21 protein-coding genes are annotated in these 22,379 nt (G+C 68.0%); 10 read left to right on the top strand and 11 right to left on the bottom strand.

The window, feature by feature from the left end:
* Positions 1 to 10: 10 nt before the first annotated feature.
* The 6 genes from VQ067_RS08935 to VQ067_RS08910 all read right to left on the bottom strand — a co-directional run bounded on the left by VQ067_RS08935 (position 11) and on the right by VQ067_RS08910 (position 3,887).
* Positions 11 to 214, bottom strand: a complete 204-nt coding sequence (locus tag VQ067_RS08935; protein ID WP_003091655.1) for a DUF1656 domain-containing protein — start codon at positions 212 to 214, stop codon at positions 11 to 13.
* Positions 201 to 2,195: an FUSC family protein gene (locus tag VQ067_RS08930; protein ID WP_031635895.1), complete on the bottom strand. Its 1,995-nt coding sequence runs from the start codon at positions 2,193 to 2,195 to the stop codon at positions 201 to 203. The genes VQ067_RS08935 and VQ067_RS08930 overlap by 14 nt, the downstream gene beginning before the upstream one ends.
* Positions 2,196 to 2,402: 207 nt before the next feature.
* The gene (gene ccoM, locus VQ067_RS08925; protein ID WP_003091657.1) at positions 2,403 to 2,516 is read right to left on the bottom strand and encodes a cytochrome c oxidase subunit CcoM; all 114 of its coding nucleotides are present in this window, start codon (positions 2,514 to 2,516) and stop codon (positions 2,403 to 2,405) included.
* A 248-nt stretch (positions 2,517 to 2,764) separates the two neighbouring features.
* On the bottom strand, positions 2,765 to 2,926 hold the full coding sequence (locus VQ067_RS08920; protein WP_003091659.1) for a hypothetical protein: 162 nt from the start codon (positions 2,924 to 2,926) through the stop codon (positions 2,765 to 2,767).
* Positions 2,923 to 3,525, bottom strand: coding sequence for an alpha-ketoglutarate-dependent dioxygenase AlkB family protein (locus VQ067_RS08915; RefSeq protein ID WP_009313707.1), 603 nt, complete (start codon positions 3,523 to 3,525; stop codon positions 2,923 to 2,925). Before VQ067_RS08915 ends, VQ067_RS08920 begins: the two co-directional genes overlap by 4 nt.
* A gap of 53 nt (positions 3,526 to 3,578) precedes the next feature.
* On the bottom strand, positions 3,579 to 3,887 hold the full coding sequence (locus VQ067_RS08910; protein ID WP_003091664.1) for a hypothetical protein: 309 nt from the start codon (positions 3,885 to 3,887) through the stop codon (positions 3,579 to 3,581).
* A 235-nt stretch (positions 3,888 to 4,122) separates the two neighbouring features.
* Here VQ067_RS08910 and rapA point away from each other — a divergent pair, with 235 nt between their 5' ends.
* Together rapA and VQ067_RS08900 are read left to right on the top strand one after the other, a co-directional pair.
* On the top strand, positions 4,123 to 6,975 hold the full coding sequence (rapA, locus tag VQ067_RS08905) for an RNA polymerase-associated protein RapA (protein ID WP_369700334.1): 2,853 nt from the start codon (positions 4,123 to 4,125) through the stop codon (positions 6,973 to 6,975).
* Positions 6,976 to 7,257: 282 nt separating this feature from the next.
* Positions 7,258 to 7,713, top strand: coding sequence for a universal stress protein (locus VQ067_RS08900; protein ID WP_003091672.1), 456 nt, complete (start codon positions 7,258 to 7,260; stop codon positions 7,711 to 7,713).
* A 68-nt stretch (positions 7,714 to 7,781) separates the two neighbouring features.
* On the opposite strand, the gene VQ067_RS08895 is transcribed toward VQ067_RS08900, so the two are convergent.
* Positions 7,782 to 9,437 (bottom strand): phosphoethanolamine transferase, encoded by a 1,656-nt coding sequence (locus VQ067_RS08895; RefSeq protein WP_003091675.1) that lies wholly within the window; start codon positions 9,435 to 9,437, stop codon positions 7,782 to 7,784.
* 331 nt (positions 9,438 to 9,768) lie between these two features.
* On the opposite strand from VQ067_RS08895, the gene VQ067_RS08890 reads away from it, so the two are divergent.
* Entirely contained in the window at positions 9,769 to 11,949 is a 2,181-nt protein-coding gene (locus VQ067_RS08890) for a putative bifunctional diguanylate cyclase/phosphodiesterase (RefSeq protein ID WP_340080821.1), read from the top strand.
* A 3-nt stretch (positions 11,950 to 11,952) separates the two neighbouring features.
* Here VQ067_RS08890 and VQ067_RS08885 read toward each other — a convergent pair whose 3' ends face one another.
* Positions 11,953 to 12,843 (bottom strand): NAD(P)-dependent oxidoreductase, encoded by an 891-nt coding sequence (locus tag VQ067_RS08885; protein WP_014603944.1) that lies wholly within the window; start codon positions 12,841 to 12,843, stop codon positions 11,953 to 11,955.
* A gap of 148 nt (positions 12,844 to 12,991) precedes the next feature.
* On the opposite strand from VQ067_RS08885, the gene VQ067_RS08880 reads away from it, so the two are divergent.
* The 6 genes from VQ067_RS08880 (at position 12,992) to VQ067_RS08855 (ending at position 17,661) form a co-directional block, all read left to right on the top strand.
* Entirely contained in the window at positions 12,992 to 13,849 is an 858-nt protein-coding gene (locus VQ067_RS08880; protein WP_003111582.1) for a putative selenate ABC transporter substrate-binding protein, read from the top strand.
* On the top strand, positions 13,846 to 14,649 hold the full coding sequence (locus VQ067_RS08875; RefSeq protein ID WP_014603945.1) for a phosphonate ABC transporter ATP-binding protein: 804 nt from the start codon (positions 13,846 to 13,848) through the stop codon (positions 14,647 to 14,649). Before VQ067_RS08880 ends, VQ067_RS08875 begins: the two co-directional genes overlap by 4 nt.
* Positions 14,643 to 15,476: a PhnE/PtxC family ABC transporter permease gene (locus tag VQ067_RS08870; RefSeq protein ID WP_003091683.1), complete on the top strand. Its 834-nt coding sequence runs from the start codon at positions 14,643 to 14,645 to the stop codon at positions 15,474 to 15,476. The genes VQ067_RS08875 and VQ067_RS08870 overlap by 7 nt, the downstream gene beginning before the upstream one ends.
* Positions 15,473 to 16,243, top strand: a complete 771-nt coding sequence (phnE, locus tag VQ067_RS08865; RefSeq protein ID WP_033954826.1) for a phosphonate ABC transporter, permease protein PhnE — start codon at positions 15,473 to 15,475, stop codon at positions 16,241 to 16,243. Before VQ067_RS08870 ends, phnE begins: the two co-directional genes overlap by 4 nt.
* 123 nt (positions 16,244 to 16,366) lie before the next feature.
* Positions 16,367 to 17,095 (top strand): hypothetical protein, encoded by a 729-nt coding sequence (locus VQ067_RS08860; RefSeq protein WP_003130333.1) that lies wholly within the window; start codon positions 16,367 to 16,369, stop codon positions 17,093 to 17,095.
* A 65-nt stretch (positions 17,096 to 17,160) separates the two neighbouring features.
* Positions 17,161 to 17,661 carry a hypothetical protein gene (locus VQ067_RS08855; RefSeq protein ID WP_003091690.1) on the top strand — a complete coding sequence of 167 codons (501 nt, stop codon included), beginning with the start codon at positions 17,161 to 17,163 and terminating at the stop codon, positions 17,659 to 17,661.
* Between the two features lie 57 nt (positions 17,662 to 17,718).
* Here the strand turns inward: VQ067_RS08855 and VQ067_RS08850 are convergent, their stop codons facing one another.
* Both VQ067_RS08850 and VQ067_RS08845 read right to left on the bottom strand, forming a co-directional pair.
* Entirely contained in the window at positions 17,719 to 19,797 is a 2,079-nt protein-coding gene (locus VQ067_RS08850) for a phosphocholine-specific phospholipase C (RefSeq protein WP_019485692.1), read from the bottom strand.
* A gap of 230 nt (positions 19,798 to 20,027) precedes the next feature.
* Complete coding sequence (locus tag VQ067_RS08845; RefSeq protein WP_023517851.1) at positions 20,028 to 20,483, bottom strand: DMT family transporter; 456 nt, start codon at positions 20,481 to 20,483, stop codon at positions 20,028 to 20,030.
* 88 nt (positions 20,484 to 20,571) lie between these two features.
* Here VQ067_RS08845 and VQ067_RS08840 point away from each other — a divergent pair, with 88 nt between their 5' ends.
* Positions 20,572 to 21,486, top strand: a complete 915-nt coding sequence (locus VQ067_RS08840) for a LysR substrate-binding domain-containing protein (protein WP_003138279.1) — start codon at positions 20,572 to 20,574, stop codon at positions 21,484 to 21,486.
* Positions 21,487 to 21,493: 7 nt separating this feature from the next.
* On the opposite strand, the gene VQ067_RS08835 is transcribed toward VQ067_RS08840, so the two are convergent.
* A complete protein-coding gene (locus VQ067_RS08835) occupies positions 21,494 to 22,306 on the bottom strand; it encodes a MerR family transcriptional regulator (RefSeq protein ID WP_009313699.1) in 813 nt (270 codons plus the stop codon).
* Positions 22,307 to 22,379: the final 73 nt, after the last annotated feature.

Genomic DNA, 22,379 nt, shown 5'->3' with positions numbered 1-22,379 from the left:
GGCGACGGATTCAGGTCGTGGCCGCCCAGGTAATGCCACTCAACATCAAAATGAACAGGGCGCAGTCGAACAGCGCCTCGTGCCAGACCCAGCGACGCAACGGCGTTTTCTGGATCAGCACCCGCAGCGCGGCGGTGGCCGCCAGCGCCAGCAGGGCATAGACGAACAGCGGGCTGAGGTAGACGCCGCCCCAGGCCGACTCATGCAGACTCATGGCTTTCCTCCTGATGGCACCACTGCTGCCAGGTGAACAGCAGTTGCGCCAGGGCCGCGCGCGCCAGGCGGCTGGCTTCGTCGTCGTGGCGAGCGTCGCGCTCCAGGGCTTCGCGCAACGGCAGGCTGATCCGTTCCAGGCGGTCGCTGCGCGGCCCCGCGGGACCGGCCTCAAGCAGCTCGCCCAGTTCCCCGAGGAAGCGGTCGCGCGCCTTGCGCAGGACGCCACGGGCGCCTTCCAGGCAGGCCCGCAGGTGGATCAGTTCGTTACCCAGGTCGAGCGCCAGGAGACCATCGTCCCAACGCCGCCGTTCCTGTTCCGGCAACAGGTTGGCGTGCCGCGCCAGGCGCAACAGGCGGTCGGCCATGCGCCCGCCGAACCAGTTCTCCGCCTGCGCCAGCGGGCGCCGGGTGAGGCGGCCGAGATCGACGCAGGTGGCGTCCAGCAGGCGTCGGGTCAGCCAGCCCGGACGCAAGGTCAGCAAGCGGAAGATCACCACCGCGAAGCCGACTCCGATCAGCACGCCCTGGGCGGAATTCAGCAGGGTCGCGAGGTCGTAGTCCATCTGGTTGCGCGGCGCGACCAGGACGATGAAGTGGATCGCGAACGAGGTGGCGGTGCCGGCGGTGACCGGTACGGCCATGCCCAGGGTGGCGAAGAACAGCGGCACGCCCATCGCCAGGCAGAGCAGCGGGAAGCCATTCCACTGCGGCAGCAGCCACTGGCTGACCAGCATCGCCGCCGGGATCGCGTAGACGATGCCGCGCAGGAAGCTCAGGCCGATGGCCACCGCGTTGTCGCGGTTGGCGAACAGGCTGCACACCACCGCCGCCAGCAGCATCGCGCCGGACGCCGCCGGCCACGCGGTATAGATCCAGTAGACCGACAGCCCGAGCAACGCCAGGGCGCTACGCGCGCCGTAGAACAGCGCCATCTGCAGGTCGCGGTGCCAGGACAGGGTGCCGGCGCTGCCCACCCGCCCCTCGACCTCGCCGCTGGCCACCGCGCGCATGCCCTTCTCGGCATTCACCGCCTTGAGCAGCAGCACCGAGCAACGGGTCAGCAGGTAACGCTGGTCGTTGCTCCACTGCGGCTCGACCGCGACCTGCGCCAACTCCTCGCGCAGCGCCTGCATCGACGCCGGATCGGCCCCTTCCAGGGCGCTGGCCAGCGCAGCCAGCCAGCGCTCCACCTGGCGCTCTTCCTCGTCGTTCAGCCGCGCCCGTTGCCGGGCCACGCCGCGCGCGGTGCGCAACAGGCTGAGCAGGTCGCGCGAGAGCAACGCCAGGGCGCCGGCCCGGCGCCGCCCGCGCTCGCCCTCGAACCAGGCATGGTCGCGCTGCGCATCGACCTCGACGATCTTGCTCAGCGCGTTGAGCAGCCCCTGCGGCTGCCGCTGGCGCGGGTCGATCTCGCCGCGCGCGGCCTGCATGCCCAGCAGCCAGGTGGCGTGGGCCTGCTTGTCGAGGTTCTGCTCGACCCGCTGCGGCCAGAGGATCGCACTGACCGCCGAGGCGCAGATGATCCCCAGGCAGATCTCGGTACAACGCGCCACCGCCTGCTCGAAGACCAGCAGCGGCTGGTCCACCGCCGGCAGGCCAATGATCGCCACCGTATAGCCGGAAAGTACGAAGGCATAGGAAACGTGGTTGCGCAGGGAGGTCGAGGCCGCCGTGCAGAGCCCCAGCCAGAGCGAGATGGCCAGCAGGAACAACCAGGGCGCCTGGGCGAACAGCGCGATCATCAGCACCGACATCGCGGTGCCGACCAGGGTGCCGAGCAGGCGGAACAAGCCCTTCGCCACCACCATGCCGGACAACGGCTGGGACACGATCAGCACGGTCATCAGCGCCCATTGCGGCTGCTCCAGGTCGAAGCGAAAGGCGCACCACAACGCCAGGCCGCCGGCCAGGAGCGTCTTGATGGCGAACTTGAGCGCCAGCGTCGAGGGTGCCAGGAACGGCTTCCAGTGAATGGGCACAGGGTCTTCCGAAACGGGGTCTACATCAGCATAGATAGCCGGCGAACGCCGAGGCGATATGTGCAGCCTATATTATTAGGTTGCTAACAATATCGTCCAGCGACATTCGTAGTATCCCGATCGCTGCGCCGGTGTTTTTCCAGGCGCAAAAAAACGGGCGACCGAAGTCGCCCTAAGTGCCTTGCGTGCTCTGTGTATCCGGGAGGATCAGCCTTTGCGGCTATGGGAATCCTTCCAGATGAAGTAACCGACCCCACCGAAGAAAGCGACCATGAGGCCTACCGTAAGAATCCCTGCGAGAACCACTTCGTCGATGAACATGTTGATGGCCTCCAGTTGCCGGTTGGGTGTTGCTCGATGGGCTCAGATTAGCGAGGCGCGGCGGCGCAATATTGACCTGGATCAATCGCCCGGACGGGCTTTTTCGGCCAGGTGCATGACACTGACCCAGGTCAAGTTTCGCAGGAGGGAGAATGCGGTCGGACGCCGCAGATAACTGGGAGAAACCTGCCCGATCGCCGCATGTTGCCCGCAGGAATGCGCCGCCGGCGAACGCGGCGGCGGAGGCTTCAGCGCTTCTTCGGCTTGCCTTTCGGCTTCTTCCGCGGCTTGCCCAGCGGCAACACCTGTTCGAAGGCCTTGCGGACCTCCTGCAGGCGCTTCTCGTGCACGTCGTGGATGCGCTTGTCGCGCTCGGCGCTGAGGTCGATCACCTTGTCGTCGTCGTTCATGGCTGGGGGTACACCAGGCGGAAGGTCAGGTTCAAACGGGGCATGCAGGAGCGGCGGGTCTTCGCCACCTGATGTTGCCAATGATGCTGGGTTGCGCCGCGCATGACCAGCAGGCTGCCATGGGTCAGTTCCAGGGAATGGGCGATGCGGGTCTGGCCCTTGCGCCGCAGGTCGAAGCGGCGGCTGCCGCCGAGACTGAGCGAGGCGACCAGCGGATCGCGGCGCAGCTCTGGCTCGTCGTCGCTGTGCCAGCCCATGGAGTCCTGGCCGTCGCGGTAGTAGTTCAGCAGCACGCCGTTGACCCGCTGGCCGACCTCGCGCTCCACGCGCTCACGGATCTCGCCGAGCAACGCGGTCCATGGCAGCGGCCGGTGGACCTGGCCGGAATAACGGTAGGCGGCTTCCGGGTCGCCGTACCAGGCCACCAGGCGCGGGGTCGGGCGCTCCTCGCCATGGATGCGCAGGATCGGCTGTTCCCAGGGCGTTTCCTGTTCCAGGCGCAACAGCCAGGCGCTCGCCAGCGGCGCATCCAGCCAATGCGGGAGATAGCGCAGGTCGGCGTCCGGCAGGGTCAGGGGTGCGTCGGCGAACAGGTCCATGGGCCGCAGGTTACTACGCCGCAAGGCCGCTGCTGAAGCCTGGAAAACCAGGGTTACACTTCGATGTCGATCAATTGTCCCTTGCGCGGCAGCTCGTCCGCCTGGGCGCTCTCCCCCGCCTCGTCAGCCGGCGCCTCGTCCCCCTCGTCGCTCCGCGCGTGCGCCTCGCCGCCCTGGCGGCGCTGGCGACGGCGGTATTCCTCTTCCAGCCAGCTTTCCTCGTCGCGCTCCTGGCGCAAGGCGACGCCATCGCTGCCCGCGCCAGCCTGGGTCGGCGCGACCGGCGGCGTGGCCGGACGGGGCTTGGGCGGGTCCTGCTGGACGGTGACCGGGATCAGGCCCTGGGGGATCGGCGGAAGCATGCAGGCAACCTCTCTGGGTAGTGCCGCGTCATGGGTTCTCGCAGCGTGCCGGTTTGCGGCGTTCTTCTACAAGGGTTATCGGTCGACCCGCCGCTCGACTTGAGAACCAGCCGCCAGGCGGTCGCTCCCGTACCGACGGACGGCTCTCCGACGAAGCCCTGGCGCAACACGCAATCCATCGCCAAGCGTCGCTCAACGCCACGCGTTGCGGTACCATACCCGGCTTTTTTGGGAGGTGGACATGGCGCAGTATCAACCGGGGCAACGCTGGATCAGCGACAGTGAAGCGGAATTGGGCCTGGGGACCATCCTGGCCCAGGATGGCCGCCTGCTCACCGTGCTCTATCCGGCGACCGGCGATACCCGCCAGTACGCCTTGCGCAATGCGCCGCTGACCCGCGTGCGCTTCGCCCCCGGCGATGAAGTGACGCACTTCGAAGGCTGGAAGATGACCGTCCGCGAGGTCGAGGAAAGCGAGGGCCTATTGGTCTACCACGGCCTCACCGCGCAGAACGAGCAGCGCACCCTGCCGGAAACCCAGCTCTCCAACTTCATCCAGTTCCGCCTCGCCAGCGACCGTCTGTTCGCCGGACAGATCGATCCCCTGCCCTGGTTCTCCCTGCGCTACCACACTCTCGAACGCCGCAGCCAACTGCTCCAGTCCTCGCTCTGGGGCCTCGGCGGCGCCCGCGCCCAGCCGATCGCCCACCAGTTGCACATCGCCCGCGAAGTCGCCGACCGCATGGCGCCGCGCGTCCTGCTGGCCGACGAAGTGGGCCTGGGCAAGACCATCGAGGCCGGCCTGATCATCCATCGCCAGTTGCTCTCCGGCCGCGCCGGGCGGGTGCTGATCCTGGTTCCGGAAAACCTCCAGCACCAGTGGCTGGTGGAGATGCGCCGGCGCTTCAACCTGCAGGTGGCCCTGTTCGACAAGGAGCGCTTCGCCGAAAGCGATGCCAGCAATCCCTTCGAGGACACCCAGTTGGCCCTGGTCGCCCTGGAGTGGCTGAAGGAAGACGAACGCGCCCAGGACGCCCTGTTCGCCGCCGGCTGGGACCTGCTGGTAGTCGACGAAGCCCACCATCTGGTCTGGCACCAGGACCAGGTCAGCGCCGAATACGCGCTGGTCGAGCAACTGGCGGAGATCATTCCAGGCGTCCTGTTGCTCACCGCGACCCCGGAGCAACTCGGCCAGGACAGCCACTTCGCGCGCCTGCGCCTGCTCGATCCGAACCGCTTCCACGACCTCGAAGCGTTCCGCCGGGAGAGCGAGCAATACCGCCCGGTCGCCGAAGCGGTGCAGGAACTGCTCGACCACGGCAATCTTTCCGCCGGCGCGCGCACGGCCATCCACGGCTTCCTCGGCAGCGAGGGCGACGAGCTGCTGGCCAGCGTCGAGGGCGGCGATGAAGACGCCCGCTCGCGCCTGGTCCGCGAACTGCTCGACCGCCACGGCACCGGCCGCGTGCTGTTCCGCAACACCCGCGCCGCCGTGCAGGGCTTCCCCCAGCGCGAGCTGCACGCCTATCCGTTGCCGATGCCGAGCCAGTACCAGGAACTGCCGGCCGGCGAACACCCGGACCTGTATCCGGAAGTGAATTTCCAGCAACAGTGGGAAGACGGCGACGACAACAATCGCTGGTGGCGCTTCGACCCGCGCGTCGAGTGGCTGATCGATACCCTGAAGATGCTCAAGCAGTTCAAGGTCCTGGTCATCTGTGCCCACGCCGAGACCGCCCTCGACCTGGAAGACGCCCTGCGCCTGCGTTCGGGCATCTCCGCCACGGTGTTCCACGAAGGCATGAGCATTCTCGAGCGCGACCGCGCCGCCGCCTACTTCGCCGACGAAGAGTTCGGCGCCCAGGTGCTGATCTGCTCGGAAATCGGCAGCGAAGGCCGCAACTTCCAGTTCGCCCACCACCTGGTGCTGTTCGACCTGCCGGCCCACCCGGACCTGCTCGAGCAGCGCATCGGCCGCCTCGACCGGATCGGCCAGCGACACACCATCCAGTTGCACGTACCGCACCTGGAGAACAGCGCCCAGCAGCGTCTGTTCCAGTGGTACCACCAGGCGCTGAACGCCTTCCTCAATACCTGTCCCACCGGCAACGCCCTGCAACACGAGTTCGGCCCGCGCCTGCTGCCGCTGCTCGACGGCGGCGAGGACAAGGCCTGGGACGCGCTGCTCGCCGAAGGCCGCGCCCGTCGCGAAGCCCTCGAAGCGGAACTGCACAGCGGTCGCGACCGCCTGCTGGAGCTGAACTCCGGCGGCGCCGGCGAAGGCGAGGCGCTGGTGGAGGCCATCGAGGAGCAGGACGACGACTTCGCCCTGCCGATCTACATGGAGCGCCTGTTCGACGCCTACGGCATCCACAGCGAAGACCATTCGGAAAATGCCCTGATCCTCAAGCCGAGCGAGAAGATGCTCGACGCCGGCTTCCCCCTCGGCGACGACGAAGGCGTGACGATCACCTACGACCGTGCCCAGGCGCTGGCCCGCGAGGACATGCAGTTCCTCACCTGGGAACATCCGATGGTTCAGGGCGGCATGGACCTGGTGCTGTCCGGCTCGATGGGCAACACCTCGGTGGCGCTGATCAAGAACAAGGCGCTGAAGCCCGGCACCGTGCTGCTCGAACTCCTGTTCGTCAGCGAGGCCGTGGCTCCGCGCGCCCTCCAGCTCGGCCGCTGGCTACCGCCGCAGGCCCTGCGCTGCCTGCTCGACGCCAACGGCAACGACCTGGCCGGCCGGGTGTCCCTGGAAACCCTCAACGACCAGTTGGAAAGCGTGCCACGGGTCAGCGCCAACAAGTTCGTCCAGGCCCAGCGCGATGTGCTGGCCAAGCAGTTCGACGTGGCCGAGGGCAAGATCGTCCCGCGCCACGAGGAACGCGTGGCCAGGGCCAAGCAGCAGTTCGCCGCCGCCATGGACGAGGAACTGGCGCGCCTGACCGCGCTCAAGGCGGTCAACCCGAGCGTCCGCGACAGCGAGCTGGACAGCCTGCGCACCCAGCGCGAGGAAGGCCTGGCCCTGCTCGACAAGGCCTCCCTGCGCCTCGAGGCGATCCGCATCCTGGTCGCCGGCTGACGCCCGGCAACGGCTGCGCGAAACGAGAAGCCATGGGCCTCCCCCATGGCTTCTTTCATTTCATTTCCAGCGAAGGCCGCAACGGCGGATGGCCACGCGGCGACCGTTCGCCCCGTTCCCTGGCCCCCGCCGGGCCGCGAGCCGGGCGTCGCAGCGGAATCGCGACGGTCGCCCTGCGACTTATTGACCTCCGGCAAAGGTCCGCCGCCCGCGAGGGTCTACAGTGTCCTTGAAGTTTCAAGAACGCCCGGCGGGCGGACACTCACTCTGGAGGGACACCTTATGTACGATCGCATTCTGGTAGCCGTGGACGGCAGCCCGGTCTCCGACCGCGCCCTGGAAGAGGCCATCAAGCTGGCCGGCCTCAGCGGCGGCAAGCTGCGCGTCATCACCATCGTCGACAGCCCGCTGCGCCACCTTCCCGACTACGCGGTGTACTACAACCCCGAGCCGCTGCGCGAAGCCGCGCTGAAAGCCGCCGATGACGTCCTGGCCAAGGCCCGCGAGAAGGTCGAGGCGAGCAACGTCGAAGGCGCCACCTTCGATCGCGTCTGCCAGGAGCGCGCCAGCGAGGAAATCGCCGAGCGCATCGAACTCGAGGCCCAGGCCAGCGATGCCGACGTGGTGGTCATGGGCACCCATGGTCGTCGCGGCATGCGCCGCCTGATGCTCGGCAGCGTGGCGGAAGGCCTGATCCGCGTGGCTTCGCGTCCGGTCCTGCTGGTCCGCGACAAATAAGGCGAAAGCCGACGAAAAAGGCCGTGGGGGGAATCCTCCACGGCCTTTTTTCTTTCAGCCCCCGTCGCTCACTGGGCTGCCCTGGGCGCGCGGCAACTGGCGAAGATGTCCAGCGCCGGCTGGTACAGCGAAGTCTGTACGTCCAGCAGGCCGAGCACCGAGTGGAACAGGTTGTCGTGGCTCAGGTCCTTGTCGTCGCGCTTGCCGTCCAGGCAACTGCGCTGGATGCCCCAGTTGCCCAGCGCCTGCGGGGCGAACCACATGACCATCGGCACGTGGATCTGCGCCTGGGGCGCGATCGAATAAGGCGCCGCGTGCAGGTAGACGCCATTCTCGCCCAGCGACTCGCCGTGGTCGGACACGTAGATCATCGCCGTATCGCGCTTGTCGGCATTCCGCTTGAGCAATTCGATCACCTTCGTCAGGAAGTGGTCGGTATAGAGGATGGTGTTGTCGTAGACGTTCACCAGCTCTTCCTTGCTGCAACTTCCGAGCTGGTTGGTCCGGCATACCGGCTGGAAGCGTTCCATCTCCTTCGGGTAGCGCTCGTAGTACTCGGGACCGTGGCTGCCATCGGAGTGCAGGACGATGATGGCGTCGTCCTGCAACCCGTCGATGTACTCCTGCAGGCCTACCAGCAGCGACTCGTCCAGGCAGTTCTTGCCGTCGCAGAACGGACTCGGCTGGGTCTTCGGGATGTCCCGGTTGGGCACCCGCAGGCAGGTGCCCTTGCAGTCGCTGTTGTTCTCCAGCCACAACACCTGCACGCCGGCACGCTGGAGAATGTCCAGCAGGCCTTCGTGGGTCTTGGCCTTCTTGTCGCTGTAGTCCTCGCGCGGGTACTGGGAGAACATGCAGGGCACCGAGACCGCGGTGGAAGTGCCGCAGGAACGGACCTGGGTGAAGTTGACGATGTCCTGCTTGCTCAGCTCCGGGTTGGTCTCGCGGGCGTAGCCGTTCAGCGAGAAATGGTCGGCACGGGCGGTCTCGCCGACCACGAACACCAGCAGCGATTTCTTCTGTCGCTGCAGCGCAGCCGGCGCCTGGCGGGCGTCCAGGCCGATCGGCTCGACCACCAGGTGCTCCTTGATCACCAGGCGCTGCTTGGCGTACTTGCCCACCGCGTAGATGTAGTTGGTCGGGTTGATGAAGTGGGTCAGCTTGTCTTCCTCGCGGAAGATCGGCGCGTAGGTGGAATAGAAGCTGCCTACCATTACCGCGACGATCAGCAGGCAGCCGAGCAGCGTCAGGATCTTGTTCAGCAGGCCGCGGAAGAACGGCCGGTAGCGTACCGGCCAGAGCCAGATCAGCAGCGAAGGCAGGACACCGAGCAGCAGCAGGTAGCCGAGCAGGGTCGGGTTGACCAGGTCGCCGGCCTCGGTGGCGTTGGTCTCGAAGACGTTCTGCACCATCACCGTGTCGATGCTGATGCCGTAGCTACCCATGAAGTAGGTCGCGCCGGCCGAGCACAGGGCGACCAGGGTCAAGGCCGGCTTGAGCAGCGGGCGGAAGGAAACCAGGGTCAGCAGGAGCGTGAAGGCGGCCCACAGGAACGCCGCGAACGAAGCGAAGAACGCGAAGCCCTTCAAGCCTTGCAGCGGCACCAGGCCATGCAGGGCCTTCCAGGTCGCCGCGTTGTAGAACACCACCAGAACCAGCGCGAACAGCATCACCAGCCGGGTCGAACCGATAGCCGGCAAGAAACGCTTGATACCCCCACCCATTGAAGCAACTCCTGAAACGTAACGGACCGCCGCCACCCCCGTGGCGGGGCGCCCGAACTCTATCGGGCGCCTGGTCAAAATTTCGTGAAGCCTCGCGAGCCCTCGCGGGCGCAGCGATCATGCCCGTGGCGATGGAGCCGGAACAAGCTCAGCTATGCCTTTTCTCCCCGGGAAGATGCCGAAACCGGCCGTATGTCGGCGGCCAGCGACTTCCTTCCATGCCGACCTTGCAGGTGGCTCCCGCTATCTATACTGGAAGCACAATGCCACCCCCATCCCCAGCCCGCGCCCGCGCCGTCCGCGGGTTTTCCGTGTCCAGGGAGACACCGCTATGGATTGGCAAGGCCTGCGCTTCCTCGGAGAGTCTCCCGTCGACGGCTACGTGCTGCAGAACTGCACCTATTCTCCGTCGCTGGTGGCGCTCGCCTTCCTCGTCGCCTGCCTCGCCGGGTACACGGCGCTGGACATGGTCGAGCGGGTCGGCAACAGCCTGAGCCACCCGCGCCGCTGGCAATGGGTCGGGGCGTTCTGCCTGGGCAGCGGCATCTGGGCCACGCATTTCGTCGCCATGCTCGCGTTCCACGCGCCGATCGCCCTGCGCTACGACCTGCCGATCACCGGCCTGTCGCTGCTGATCGCCGTCGCCGCCTCGTACCTGGCGATGTACATGACCGCCCGCCCGCGCTTCGGCCTGCTGCCCTGCCTGCTCGCCGCCTGCTGCATCGGCCTGGGCATCGCCGCCATGCACTACACCGGGATGGCGGCGATGCGCTCGGTGGCCACCCAGTACTACCAGCCATCGCTGTTCGCCCTTTCGGTACTGATCGCCATCGCCGCCGCCTTCACCGCCCTCGCCGCGGTCCCCTACCTGCGCGGCCGGCGCAGCGCGCGCTACCGCTACATGAAACTGATCGCCAGCCTGCTGCTGGCCGGCGCCATCGCCGCCATGAATTTCACCGGGATGGCCGCGCTGGTGCTCAGCGTACCCGCCGGCACGCCGCTGGAACTGCAAGCCAGCGCCGACTCGCTGCGCCTGGGCTGGCTCACCGGAGTGCTCGCCAGCGCCATCGCCGCCTGCGGCATCTGGGCCGCATGGTCGGAGAAACAACGGGAGCGCCGGCTCAGCGAAAACAGCCGGGTCAACGCCCTGCTCAACCAGCTCGACCACGCCCACGCCTCGCTGCGCCAGATGGCTCGCTACGACAGCCTGACCGGCCTGCAGAACCGCACGGCATTCAACGAAGTGTTCGTCCAGCACCTGGAGAACTGTCGCCTGAGAGGCAAGGGCCTGGCGGTGATGTTCCTCGACCTCGATCACTTCAAGCGGATCAACGATTCCCTCGGCCACGACTCCGGCGACGAGCTGCTGAAGATCGTCTCCGAACGCATCCGCAGCGTGTTGCGCGATAGCGACGTGGTGGCGCGCTTCGCCGGCGACGAGTTCTGCGTGCTCGCCGACCTCACCCAGGACCACGAGGCGCACATCCTCTCGCAACGCCTGATGCAGAAGATGAAGGAACCCATCGCCCTGGACGGGCGCACCCTGGTGATGACCGCCAGCGTCGGCGTCAGCCTCTACCCGAACGACGGCGAGCAGTGCGAGGAGCTGCTGAAGAACGCCGGCCTGGCCCTGCACCAGTCCAAGGCCTGCGGGCGCAACAACGCGCAGTTCTTCAGCCGGCAACTGCTGGTGCGGGCGACCCAGGAACTGCAGATGGAGGAGGAACTGCGCCAGGCCCTGCGCGACGACCAACTGGAGCTGCACTACCAGCCGATCCTCGCCCTCGCCGACGGCGAGGTACACCAGTTGGAGGCATTGGTGCGCTGGCGCCATCCGACCCAGGGCCTGCTCGGTCCGGACCGCTTCATCGGCCTGGCCGAAGCCAACGGCATGATCGACCAGCTCGACGACTGGGTGCTGCGACGCGCCTGCCGCGACCTGCGCAGCCTGCACCTGGCCGGCCACGAACGGCTGCGGGTGGCGGTCAACTGCTGCGCCAGCAATCTCGGCCGGGCCAGCCTGGTCGACGAAGTCCGTCATGCGCTGGAGCAGGCCGGGCTGGCGGCGCGCTTCCTCGAACTGGAGGTGACCGAGGACGCGCTGATGTACAACATCGACCAGACCATCCCGCTGCTCGAACGCCTCCGCGAGCTGGGCGTCAGCCTGTCGATCGACGACTTCGGCACCGGCTATTCGTCGCTCGCCTACCTGCGGCGCCTGCCGCTGGACGCGCTGAAGGTGGATCGCTCGTTCATCATGGACATCCCCGCCTCGCAGCGGGACATGGAAATCGCCCAGGCGATCATCGCGATGGCCCAGAAGCTCCATCTGAAAGTCGTCGCCGAGGGCGTGGAAACCCCGCAGCAACTGGCGTTCCTGCGGGAGAACCATTGCGAGCTGGTACAGGGCTACCTGTTCAGCCGGCCACTGCCGCTGGCGGCCCTGGAAGAGTTCCTCCGCGCCTACCGCTTCGACGCCGCGCCGCCGCTGCGCAGCCTGAACCAGGCCTGAGGTTCACTCGACGGCGGTCCGGTATTGCTCCACCAGGGTCGCCGGATCGCGTTCGAGATTGCCCTGGCTGCCGTGCAGACGCATCAACTGCGCGGCCAACCCGCTCATCGGGGTGGCCGCGCCTTGCTCGCGGGACAGCTTCACCGCGGTATCGAGATCCTTGAGCAGGGTCCGTACGTGCCACTTGACCGGCTCGTAACGGCTCTCGGCCATTTGCGGGGCGAGGATCTGCAACGGCTTCGAGTCGGCGAAGCCGCCCGCCAGCGCCGGAGCGACCAGGCTGGCGTCGACCCCGGCCCGCTCCGCCAGCGCCACCACTTCGGCGATCACCAGGGCGTTGCAGGCAACGATCATCTGGTTGCAGACCTTGGTCACCTGCCCGGCGCCCACCTCGCCCATGCGCGTCAGGCGCTGGCCGAGCTGGGAGAGGACCGGCCGCAGGCGCTCGATATCCGCTGCGCGTCCGCCGGCCATGATCGCCAGGCTGCCGCTTTCCGCGCCCGGCGTGCCGCCGGAGACCGGCGCGTCGACCCAGCGCACGCCGCAGCGCGCCTCCAGCTCGGCGGCCATCTCGCGGGTGGCGGCCGGCTCGGCGCTGGAGAAATCCACCAGCAACTGCCCGGGCCTGGCGTTCTCGACGATGCCGCCGGCGCCGAACACCACTTCGCGCACCGCCGCGGTATCGGCCAGGCAAAGCATCAGGATTTCCGCGTCGGCGGCCAGTTCGGCCGGGACCTCGACGGCTTTCGCGCCCTCGGCCGCGAGCAACTCGCGTTTGCCCGGCGAACGGTTCCACACCGCCAGCGGATAGCCGGCGGCCAGCAGCCGGCGGCACATGGGCACGCCCATCAGGCCGAGACCGGCGAAGGCAAGGGAAGGCAGGGAAGCGGACATGGCGGACTCCAATACGCAACGAATGGGCACGGGGAGCGCCATATTACCCGCGAGGCGCCGGCGAGCAACGCCGCGACGGCTGCCCAAGCGGGCCGCGCACCACTATACTCCCCGGGTTTTTTCCGCCATTGAACCGGAGAACTCTCCCATGTTGAAACGCTCCCTGGCGCTCGCCGCCGGCATCGCCCTGTCCCTGTCCGCCGCGCTCGCCCACGCCGAAGCCCTGAAAGAACTCAAGGTCTCGGCGATCCCCGACGAAGCGCCCACCGAACTGCTGCGCAAGTTCAAACCGCTCGGCGCCTATCTGGAGAAGCAACTCGGCATGCCGGTGAAGTTCGTCCCAGTGGCCGACTACGCCGGGGTGGTCGAGGCGCTGGCCGCCGACCGCCTGGACATGGCCTGGCTGGGTGGCTTCACCTTCGTCCAGGCGCGGCTGAAGACCGGCAACGCCATCCCCCTGGTGCAGCGCGAGCAGGACCAGCAGTTCACCAGCAAATTCATCACGGCCGATCCCCAGGTGAAATCCCTGCAGGACCTGAAGGGCAAGACCTTCGCCTTCGGCTCGGTCTCCTCCACCTCGGGCAGCCTGATGCCGCGCTACTTCATGCAGAAGGACGGCATCGTCCCCGAGCAGTTCTTCTCCCGCGTCGCCTACTCCGGCGCCCACGACGCCACCGCGGCCTGGGTCCAGGCCGGCAAGGTCGACGCCGGCGTGCTGAACGCCTCGGTCTGGCAGAAGCTGGTGGACAGCGGCAAGGTCGATACCGCCAAGGTCAAGGTCTTCGCCACCACGCCGACCTACTACGACTACAACTGGACCGTGCGCGGCAACCTCGACCCGGCCCTGGCCGAGAAGATCAAGCAGGCCTTCCTCGCCCTCGACCCGGCGAAACCGGCCGACAAGGAGATCCTCGACCTGCAGGCCGCCAGCCGCTTCATCGAGACCAATCCGGACAACTACAAGGGCATCGAGGAGTCCGCACGCGCCGCCGGCCTGCTGAAGTGAGCCTGAGCCTCGACGGCGTGGACCTGGTCCACGCCGACGGCCAACGCGCCCTCGCCGACATCCGCCTGCGCCTGGCCGCCGGCGAACGGGTGGCCCTGATCGGACCTTCCGGCGCCGGCAAGACCAGCCTGCTGCGGGTGCTCGCCAGCCAATGGCAGCCCAGCGCCGGCCGTGTCGAACTGCTCGGCGAGGAACCCTGGGCGCTATCCGCCGCCGCCCGCCAACGCCTGCGCGCGCGCATCGGCCTGGTCCACCAGGCGCCGCCGCTGCCGCCACGGCAGCGGGTGGCCAGCGCGGTACTGGCCGGACGCCTCGGCCAGTGGCCGCTGTGGAAGAGCCTGGCCAGCCTGGTCTATCCGCTGGACCGCGCCGGCGCCCACGACGCGCTGCAACGCCTGGATCTCGGCGACAAGCTGTTCCAGCGCTGCGACCAGCTTTCCGGCGGCCAGTTGCAGCGGGTCGGCATCGCCCGGGTGCTCTACCAGCGCGCCGAGCTGATCCTCGCCGACGAACCGGTCTCGGCCATGGACCCGGTGCTCGCCGGCCATACCCTGGCCCTGCTCAACCGCGAGGCCGCCGCGCGCGGCAGCACCCTGCTGGCCAGCCTGCACGCGGTGGACCTGGCGCTGCAACACTTCCCCCGGGTGATCGGGCTGCGCGCCGGACGCATCGCCTTCGACCTGCCCGCCGGCGAAGTCGACCGCGCCGCGCTGGACGCCCTCTACGCCAACGAACAACTGCAGGCCGAGCGCGCCAGCCCGGCCGGCGAACCCACCGTGGTGCACATCCCACGATGCTGAACGCCGCTTCTCCGCCGCGCGACCCCGCCGCCCTGCCGCGCCTGCTGCTGACCCTGGCCGCGTTACTGCTGCTCTGGCCGGGGCTGCGCCTCAGCGAACTGGATATCCCCGGCCTGTTCAGCGGCGACAACGCGCGCACCATGGGCGGTTTCCTCGCCGGCTTCTGGCCGCTGGCGCACGATCCCGAGTTCCTCGCCCTGCTCGGCCGCGCGACCCTGGAAACCCTCGCCATCGCCACCGCCGGCATGGCCCTGGCCTGGCTCCTGGCGTTTCCCGCCGCACTGCTGGCGACCCGCGCCCTGTCGCTCTCGGCACTGCCGCGCGGCGGCCTGCCGGCCTGGTGGGCACGGGCACTGCGCTGGCCGGTGCGCGGCCTGCTGATCCTCCTGCGCAGCGTGCCGGAAATCGTCTGGGCGCTGCTGTTCGTCCGCGCCGTGGGCCTGGGGCCCACCGCCGGGGTGCTGGCCATCGCCATTACCTATGCCGGCATGCTCGGCAAGGTCTACGCGGAAATCTTCGAGTCGGTGGATCCGCGCCCCACCCGCGCCCTGCTGCTGGGCGGCGGATCGCGGCTGGCGGCGTTCGCCTACGGGGTGCTGCCGAACGCCGCCGGGGAAATGATTTCCTACACCGTCTATCGCTGGGAGTGCGCGATCCGCGCTTCGGTGGTGATGGGCTTCGTCGGCGCCGGCGGCCTCGGCCAGCAGATCGACCTGTCGCTGCGGATGTTCGCCGGCGGCGAGGTTGCCAGCATCCTGCTGACCTTCCTCCTGCTGGTCCTCCTCGCCGACCTGCTGAGCCGCTTCCTGCGCGGGAGGCTGGCATGAGCCGGACCTGGCGCCTGCTGCTCTGGCCGCTGCTGGTGGTGGCCGCGGTGGGCGCCTCGTTCGCCTACCTGGACATGGACACCGCAGGTCTTTTCAGCGGCAAGGGACTGGGCCAGATGGCCGCCTACGCCAGCGAGTTCTTCCCGCCCGACCTGTCCGCCCCGCACCTGCGGGCGATTGGCCGGGGGCTGCTGGAAACCCTGGCCATGTCGGCCATCGGCACCCTGCTGGCGGCACTGCTCGGCCTGCTCTTCGCGCTGCCAGCGGCGGGTCGCTTCGGCGTGCCGGCGCAGAGCCTGGCGCGACTCCTGCTCAATGCGCTGCGCGCCGTGCCGGAGCTGGTCTGGGGTGCGCTGATGGTGCTGGCGGCCGGGCTCGGGCCGAACGCCGGGACCCTCGCCCTGGCGCTGCACACCGGCGGCGTGCTCGGCCGGCTGTTCGCCGAAGCCCTGGAGAACACCCCGGCGCAGCCCGCCGAGGCCTTGCGCCTGGCCGGCAGCGGACGCCTCGTGGCATTCGCCTATGGCACCCTGCCGGGGGTCTGGCCGCAACTGGTGGCCTATACCCTGTACCGCTGGGAGAACAATATCCGCATGGCCAGCGTGCTGGGCTTCGTCGGTGCCGGCGGGCTCGGGCAGATGCTCTATTTCAGCCTGAGCCTGTTCCAGCAGGCCCAGGCCGCCACCGTGATCCTGGCCATGCTGGTCCTGGTGCTCGGGGTCGACAGCCTGAGCGCCTGGGCGCGGCAGCGCTGGGTCAGCCAATAGGAAAACGCGCCGCCGCGCCCGTTCGAGGAAATTTACGAAGCCCGCCGAAGATCGGGCATCATCGACGGTCAGAGACATCGGGGAGGCGGCTTGCGCCTCCGCTCATCCAGGGAGAGGAAAATCATGCGTACACCACTGCTATCCGCGCTACTGCTGGGCCTGCTGGCCCTCGGCGGCTGCAGCCTGCCCCAACAGCAGGCCGGCGCGCCGACCGAGCAGCGGCTCGGCACCCAATGGGGCGAAGGCGTCGCCTCGCCGGTCACCTCGGTGGCCCTGCGACGTCTATCGGAGCAACCGGTCGATCGCCGCCAGGTGTTCTACAGCGCGAGCCGCTTCGATGGACGTGCCATCAAGGAACTGCCCCTGGCCAAGGGCCGGGTCGGCTTCGCCGTACTCGACGAGGATGGCGGCAAGTTCGACCTGGTGCAGCACCGCAGCACCCTGCAACTCCAGGGTCGTGAAGGCCAGCGCTACCGCCTGTGGCTGAACAACCTCGGCAGCGCGACCTACGAGGTGGTCGCCACGGTAGACGGCCTGGACGTGCTCAACGGCCAGCCGGGCAGCCTGAAGAACCGCGGCTATGTGCTGGAACCGGGCGAGAACCTGGTGATCGAGGGCTTCCGCAAGAGCGAACGGGAAGTCGCGGCATTCCGCTTCGCCAGTCCCGACGATGCCTACGCCAGCAACAGCGCGGCCGGCGACAGCCGCAACCTCGGCGTGATCGGCGTGGCCCTGTTCGAGCTGGACGCTCCGGCCAGCGGTCGCGAGGCGCCGGCCGACGGACCGCAGGCATTTCCCGCCGACGCCCGGAACGGCGGCGGCTACGCGCCGCCGCCACGCTATCGCGACTGAGGCATCTTCACGAAAACTGCGCGGCGGCGTTCCTCCATAAGCAATCCATCTCACAGGAGCCGCCGATGAACCGCTTTTCACTGCCCCGCCCCGACGCACGCCAGTGCGTCGCCGGCCTGGGTTTCTCCGCCCTTCTGCTGCTGGCCTCCTCGGCCAACGCCGCCGCCTGCCGCGACATCACCAGCGTGCAGCAAAGCGCCGACGCCACGCGCAATACCTCGATGGGCGGCCACGTGACCCAGCACATCTACGGGATGACGCCGCCGTCCGGCTCGTCGCAGAAAGACAAGACCCTGTTCAAGTCGAGAGGCAACTACGACGCGGCCTGGCGCCAGTACGGATACATCGACAATCCGGTGGCCTGCAGCGGCAACAGCAAGTTCCAGGTGGTTTCCCTGGAGAAGCTGCACATGGGCAAGATCGATGCCTACTCCTGCAAGCAGGCCGACGGCCAGGGCGTCTGCACGCGCTGGGATACGTACATGGCCAAGGAGATTTCGTACGGTTTCGTCCTGAAAGACGGCAAGTGGATCCTCAATACCCTCTACCCGGTTCCCCTCGACTAGGGCGCAGGCCGTCCGCGCCGGCCGCCCCATTGCAGGGAGCCGGCGCGGCCGTCCGGGTCAGAAGGTCAGCGTGCCCAGGCCCATGCCCGGGTCGCTGAAGCCGGAGCGACCATCTTCCATGCGACCGCTGAAACGCCGCAGGAAGCTGTCCGACCCCTGCGCGCTGACGCTGAAGTCGTACCAGTTGCCGCTGCTGCGCAGCGAATAGCGGACTTCCCGACGCTGTCCCGGCGGCACGTTGACGGTACGCCGCTCGCCCTGGCGATAGACGTTGTCCTTGACCGTCAGCTTGACCGGATGGCGGCCACGGTTGATCAGTTGCACGCGCAGGTTGCCGAACAGCGGCTCGTAGTCGATCCGCACTTCCGGCAGCGGCGCCTTGCGCTCCGCCAGGTCGCGCCGCAGGTTGCCGCGAAAGACCCGGAGGAAACCGTTCGGACCGTGCACTTCCAGGTGGTAGTCGCCGCTGGCGTCGCCCTGGAAGCTGTCGTGCAGGCGCTTGCGCGCGCCAACGGTGTAGCGTTTCGGCGGGTTCTCGCTGTCGAGCAGGTCGAACACCTGGAACACCGCGCCGGCCTTGCCGGTGTTGGCGAAGGTCAGGCTCAGCGCGTCTCCGCCGCTGCGGTAGCGCGCATGCACGCCCAACTCGTAGGGCAAGGCGCGGGCCGGACGGATGCCCATTTCCTGCTTGGGCATGGCGGCCACCGCCGGCGGCTTCGGCTTCGGCAGCTTGATCTGGCTGGCGACGATGGCGTCGGCCTGGCTGGTGTCGGGCAGTTCGGGGAACGGCTCGTTGTTCGGGTTGGCGAAGTTGAACGCCGAGGTCAGGTCGCCGCAGACGGCACGACGCCAGGGACTGATATTCGGCTCCATGACCCCGAAGCGCTGCTCCAGGAAGCGGATCACCGAGGTGTGGTCGAACACCTGGGAGTTGACCCAGCCGCCCTTGCTCCACGGCGAGATCACGTACATCGGCACCCGCGGGCCGAGGCCGTAGGGCTGGTTGCGATAACGGATATCGCCCTTGGTGTGCCATTCGAGGGTGGCGTCGGCGGTGGTCTTGCCGCGCAGCGTGCCGTCCTTGTTCAGGCTCGGCGCGGCCGGCGGGGCGACGTGGTCGAAGAAGCCGTCGTTCTCGTCGAACATCACCAGCAGCGCGGTCTTGCTCCAGACCTCCGGGTTGGCGGTCAGCGCGTCGAGTACCCAGGAAGTGTACTCGGCCCCCCAGATCGGGCTGGACGGGCCGGGGTGTTCGGAGTACTTGGCCGGGGCGACGATCCAGGACACCTGCGGCAGGCTGTTGGCCAGCACGTCGCGCTTCAGCGCATCGAGCTTCCAGGTGCTCAGGCCGTTGACGATCAGCGGCGAATCAGGCGCCGCGGCGCGGTACTGGCGGAAGCCGATCAGCGGGTTGTCGGAGAAGTTGTCGGCCATGTCCTGGTAGACCCGCCAGGTGATGCCGGCGGCCTGCAGGCGCTCGGGATAGGTGGTCCAGGTGTAGCCCTGCTCCACCGGGCCGTTGCTGTCGTGGTCGTTGGTGGTTACCGGGCCGCCATGCTGGCCGAGCGGGTCGTTGGTGCCGGTCCAGAGGAACAGCCGGTTGGGGTTGGTGCCGCCCTGGAACGAGCAGTGATAGGCGTCGCAGATGGTGAAGGCGTTGGCCATCGCGAACTGGAAGGCGATGTCCTGCTCCTTGTAGTAGCCCAGGGAACGCTCGGTCTTGGCCGGCAGCCACTTGTCCATGCGCCCTTCGTTCCAGGCCTGCTGGGCGTCCGGCCAGGTGTGCGGGGTACCGTCGACGCGCTGGGCGCTGGTGGTGCTGGTGTCGAAGTGGTAGGGCAGGATCTCGCCCTTGCTGCCCTTCTGGTGCCAGACCCGCTGGCCATCGGGCAGCGGGATCGCCATGCGGTCGCCGAAGCCGCGGACGCCCTTGAGGGTGCCGAAATAGTGGTCGAAGGAGCGGTTCTCCTGCATCAGGATCACCACGTGCTCGACGTCCTTGAGGTTGCCATGCCGGCGGTGCGCGGGAATCGCCAGGGCCGCCTGGATGCTCGACGGCAGCATGCTGGTGGCGACGGTGGCGCCGACCGTACCGGCGGCCAGGCGGATGAAGCTTCTTCTGCTTTTCGAAATCATCGGGGGACTCACCAGGTCAGGGTGTGGCACAGGGCTGCCGAGCGCATCCATGACGCCCGCAGGCTCACTCGGCAGCAAGCTGTTCGAACCCCGACGACGCTAGTGAGGGAAAAAGACGCTTTGGTTTCAACACGCTTTGCAACAACTATTCATGCCAACTTCATCACAATTTCAGATCAAGATTTTGGTCTAGGCCAGATTCCACTTGACAGCCTTCGCCGGCACTCTCCTCACACTCTTCCCCGCCATTGCAGGAGCAATACCCCCGCCACCACCAGCGCCAGGCCGAGATAGCCCTCCCAGGACAAACGGCGCACCGGGAAACCGGCCCAGCCGAACTGGTCGCAGAGCGCCGAGACCAGCATCTGCCCGGCCACCACGCACGCGATGAAAGTGGCGGCGCCCAGGCGCGGCGCGACCAGGATCGCCACCGTCAGGTAGGCCGCGCCGAACAGCCCGCCGAGCCAGCTCCACCAGGGCGCGCCGCCGAGGCTGGCGGTAGCCGGCAGCGGCACCCGCACCAGCAGCAGGCCCAGGCTGACCACCCCGAGGCTGACGCCCAGCGAAGTCAGGCTGGCGCTCAGCGGATGGCCGAGCAGGCGCCCGAGCAAGGCGTTGCTGCCGGCCTGCAGCACCACCATGCCGCCCACCGAAACTGCCATCAGTACCATCAGATAATTGGGCATGCTGATTCTCCTCCTCCGGCCATTGCCTCTGGAGCGGAGTTTTTGCTATCCACTTCGCGAATGGAAATCGATAGTTGGTACATCCTCCATGCAGCAGATTCATGACCTACGCCGTATCGACCTCAACCTGCTGGTGGTGCTCGACGCGCTCCTCAGCGAGCGCCACGTGTCCCGCGCGGCGCAGCGCCTGGCCATGTCGCAGCCGGCGGTCAGCCACGCCCTCGGGCGTCTCCGCGAACTGTTCGGCGATCCGCTGCTGGTGCGGGTGAAAAGCCGCATGCAGTTGACCAGCCTGGCGCTGGAGCTGGCGCCGAAGCTCCAGGCCAGCCTCGACCAGGTGCGCGGGGTGATCGGCGGGCCGGCCTTCGAGCCGGTGCGCAGCCGGCGCCACTTCCGCCTGGGCATGTCCGACTACGGCGCCTGGGTGGTGCTGCCGGCGCTGCTGCGCCAGCAACAGGCGCTGGCGCCCGGGGTGAGCTTCGGGATAGTCCAGGAACCGCGCCTGGAAACCGCCCGGCAGGTCGCCGAAGGACAACTGGACTGCGCGCTGGGGGTATTCCCCCTGCTTCCGGAGGGCGTGCGCGCCAGGCGCCTGTTCGAGGAGCGTTTCGTCTGCGTCTGTCGGCGCAGCCTGTTCGACCGCCCCGACGGCCTGTCCCTCGACCGCTACCTGGCGGCCCGCCACGTGCGCGTCTCGCTACAGGACAACCCGGCCGAGGAAGTCGACAGCGCCCTGGAAAAACGCGGCCTGCGCCGACAGGTAGCGCTGACCCTGCCGCACTTCACCGTGGCCCCGGCGCTGCTGGCCGGCACCGACCTGGTACTGACCATCGCCGAGCGCATCCTCGAACGCCTGCGGCTACCCGAGGAACTGGCGGTCTGCGAGCCGCCGCTGGCGATCCCGCGCTTCGACTACGTGCAGATCTGGCGCGGCGACGCCGAGCGCGAAGCGGCCGGCGCCTGGCTGCGGGAACAGATCCAGGCGGCGGCGCGGAAGATCTGAAGAAGAGTCAGGAAGGCTTTTCCAGCTTGCGCAGCATCTCGCCGACACGCTCGCCGAGCATTTCGTTGGCCGACAGCTTGAGGCCGCGCGCCAGTTCCACCTGGACCACGTGTTCCGCCAGCGGGCGCAGGCGCAGGAACACCTTGGCCAGCTCCTGCAGGTCCGGCGCCCCGGGCAGCAGGTCGGTGCCGCGGCCGTCCACCAGGTGGGTGACGATCAGGCGGACGATCCCCGCCGCCAGGTGCTCGGTGTCGCTACGCAACTCGCCGAGGTGATCGAGCAACGCCTCCAGCGGGATGCCGCTGCGGTACAGCTCCAGCCCGGCCTGGAACAGCCGCGGACTGGGGATCTTCATGCACTCGCCGTCGAACAGCAGCAGGCCCAGCGCCTGGGCCTTGTCGATCACCCGGTCGTTCAGTTCGTCGCCGAAGATCGCCTGGAGTTCGTCGAAGCCGATGCTGCCGGGCGTCTCCAGGTTCCACTCGCCGATGATCGCCTGGTCCAGGCCGAGCACGTGGTCGAGGTCGCGGCCCTGTTCCCAGGCCTCCAGCAATTCCTTGATGTTGGCGCTGGAATAGCCGCGTTCGAGCAACTGGTTGATCAGCCGCAGGCGCTTGAGATGGCTGTCGAAATACACGCCGACCCGGCCGCGCCGCTCCGGCGGCGGCAGCAGGCCGCGGTCCTGGTAGGCACGCACGTTGCGCACGCTGCTGCCGGCCGCGCGCGCCAGTTCGTCGACACTGTATTCGCGGGCATCCTCGGCGGACGGCTGCTCGCCACGTTGCAGCAGGCGCTGCAGGAGGGTCAGGGGTGTGCTCATGGAGGCGGATCATAACGAGGCCCGCCGAACGGCCACAACCTCCGGGGGTGCAACGCTCTTTGCCGGCGTCCGG

This window comes from Pseudomonas sp. KBN12P06040, assembly GCF_037574965.1.
In the GTDB taxonomy this organism is placed as follows: domain Bacteria; phylum Pseudomonadota; class Gammaproteobacteria; order Pseudomonadales; family Pseudomonadaceae; genus Pseudomonas; species Pseudomonas aeruginosa.
This window is presented reverse-complemented; position numbering and strand designations above follow the sequence as displayed.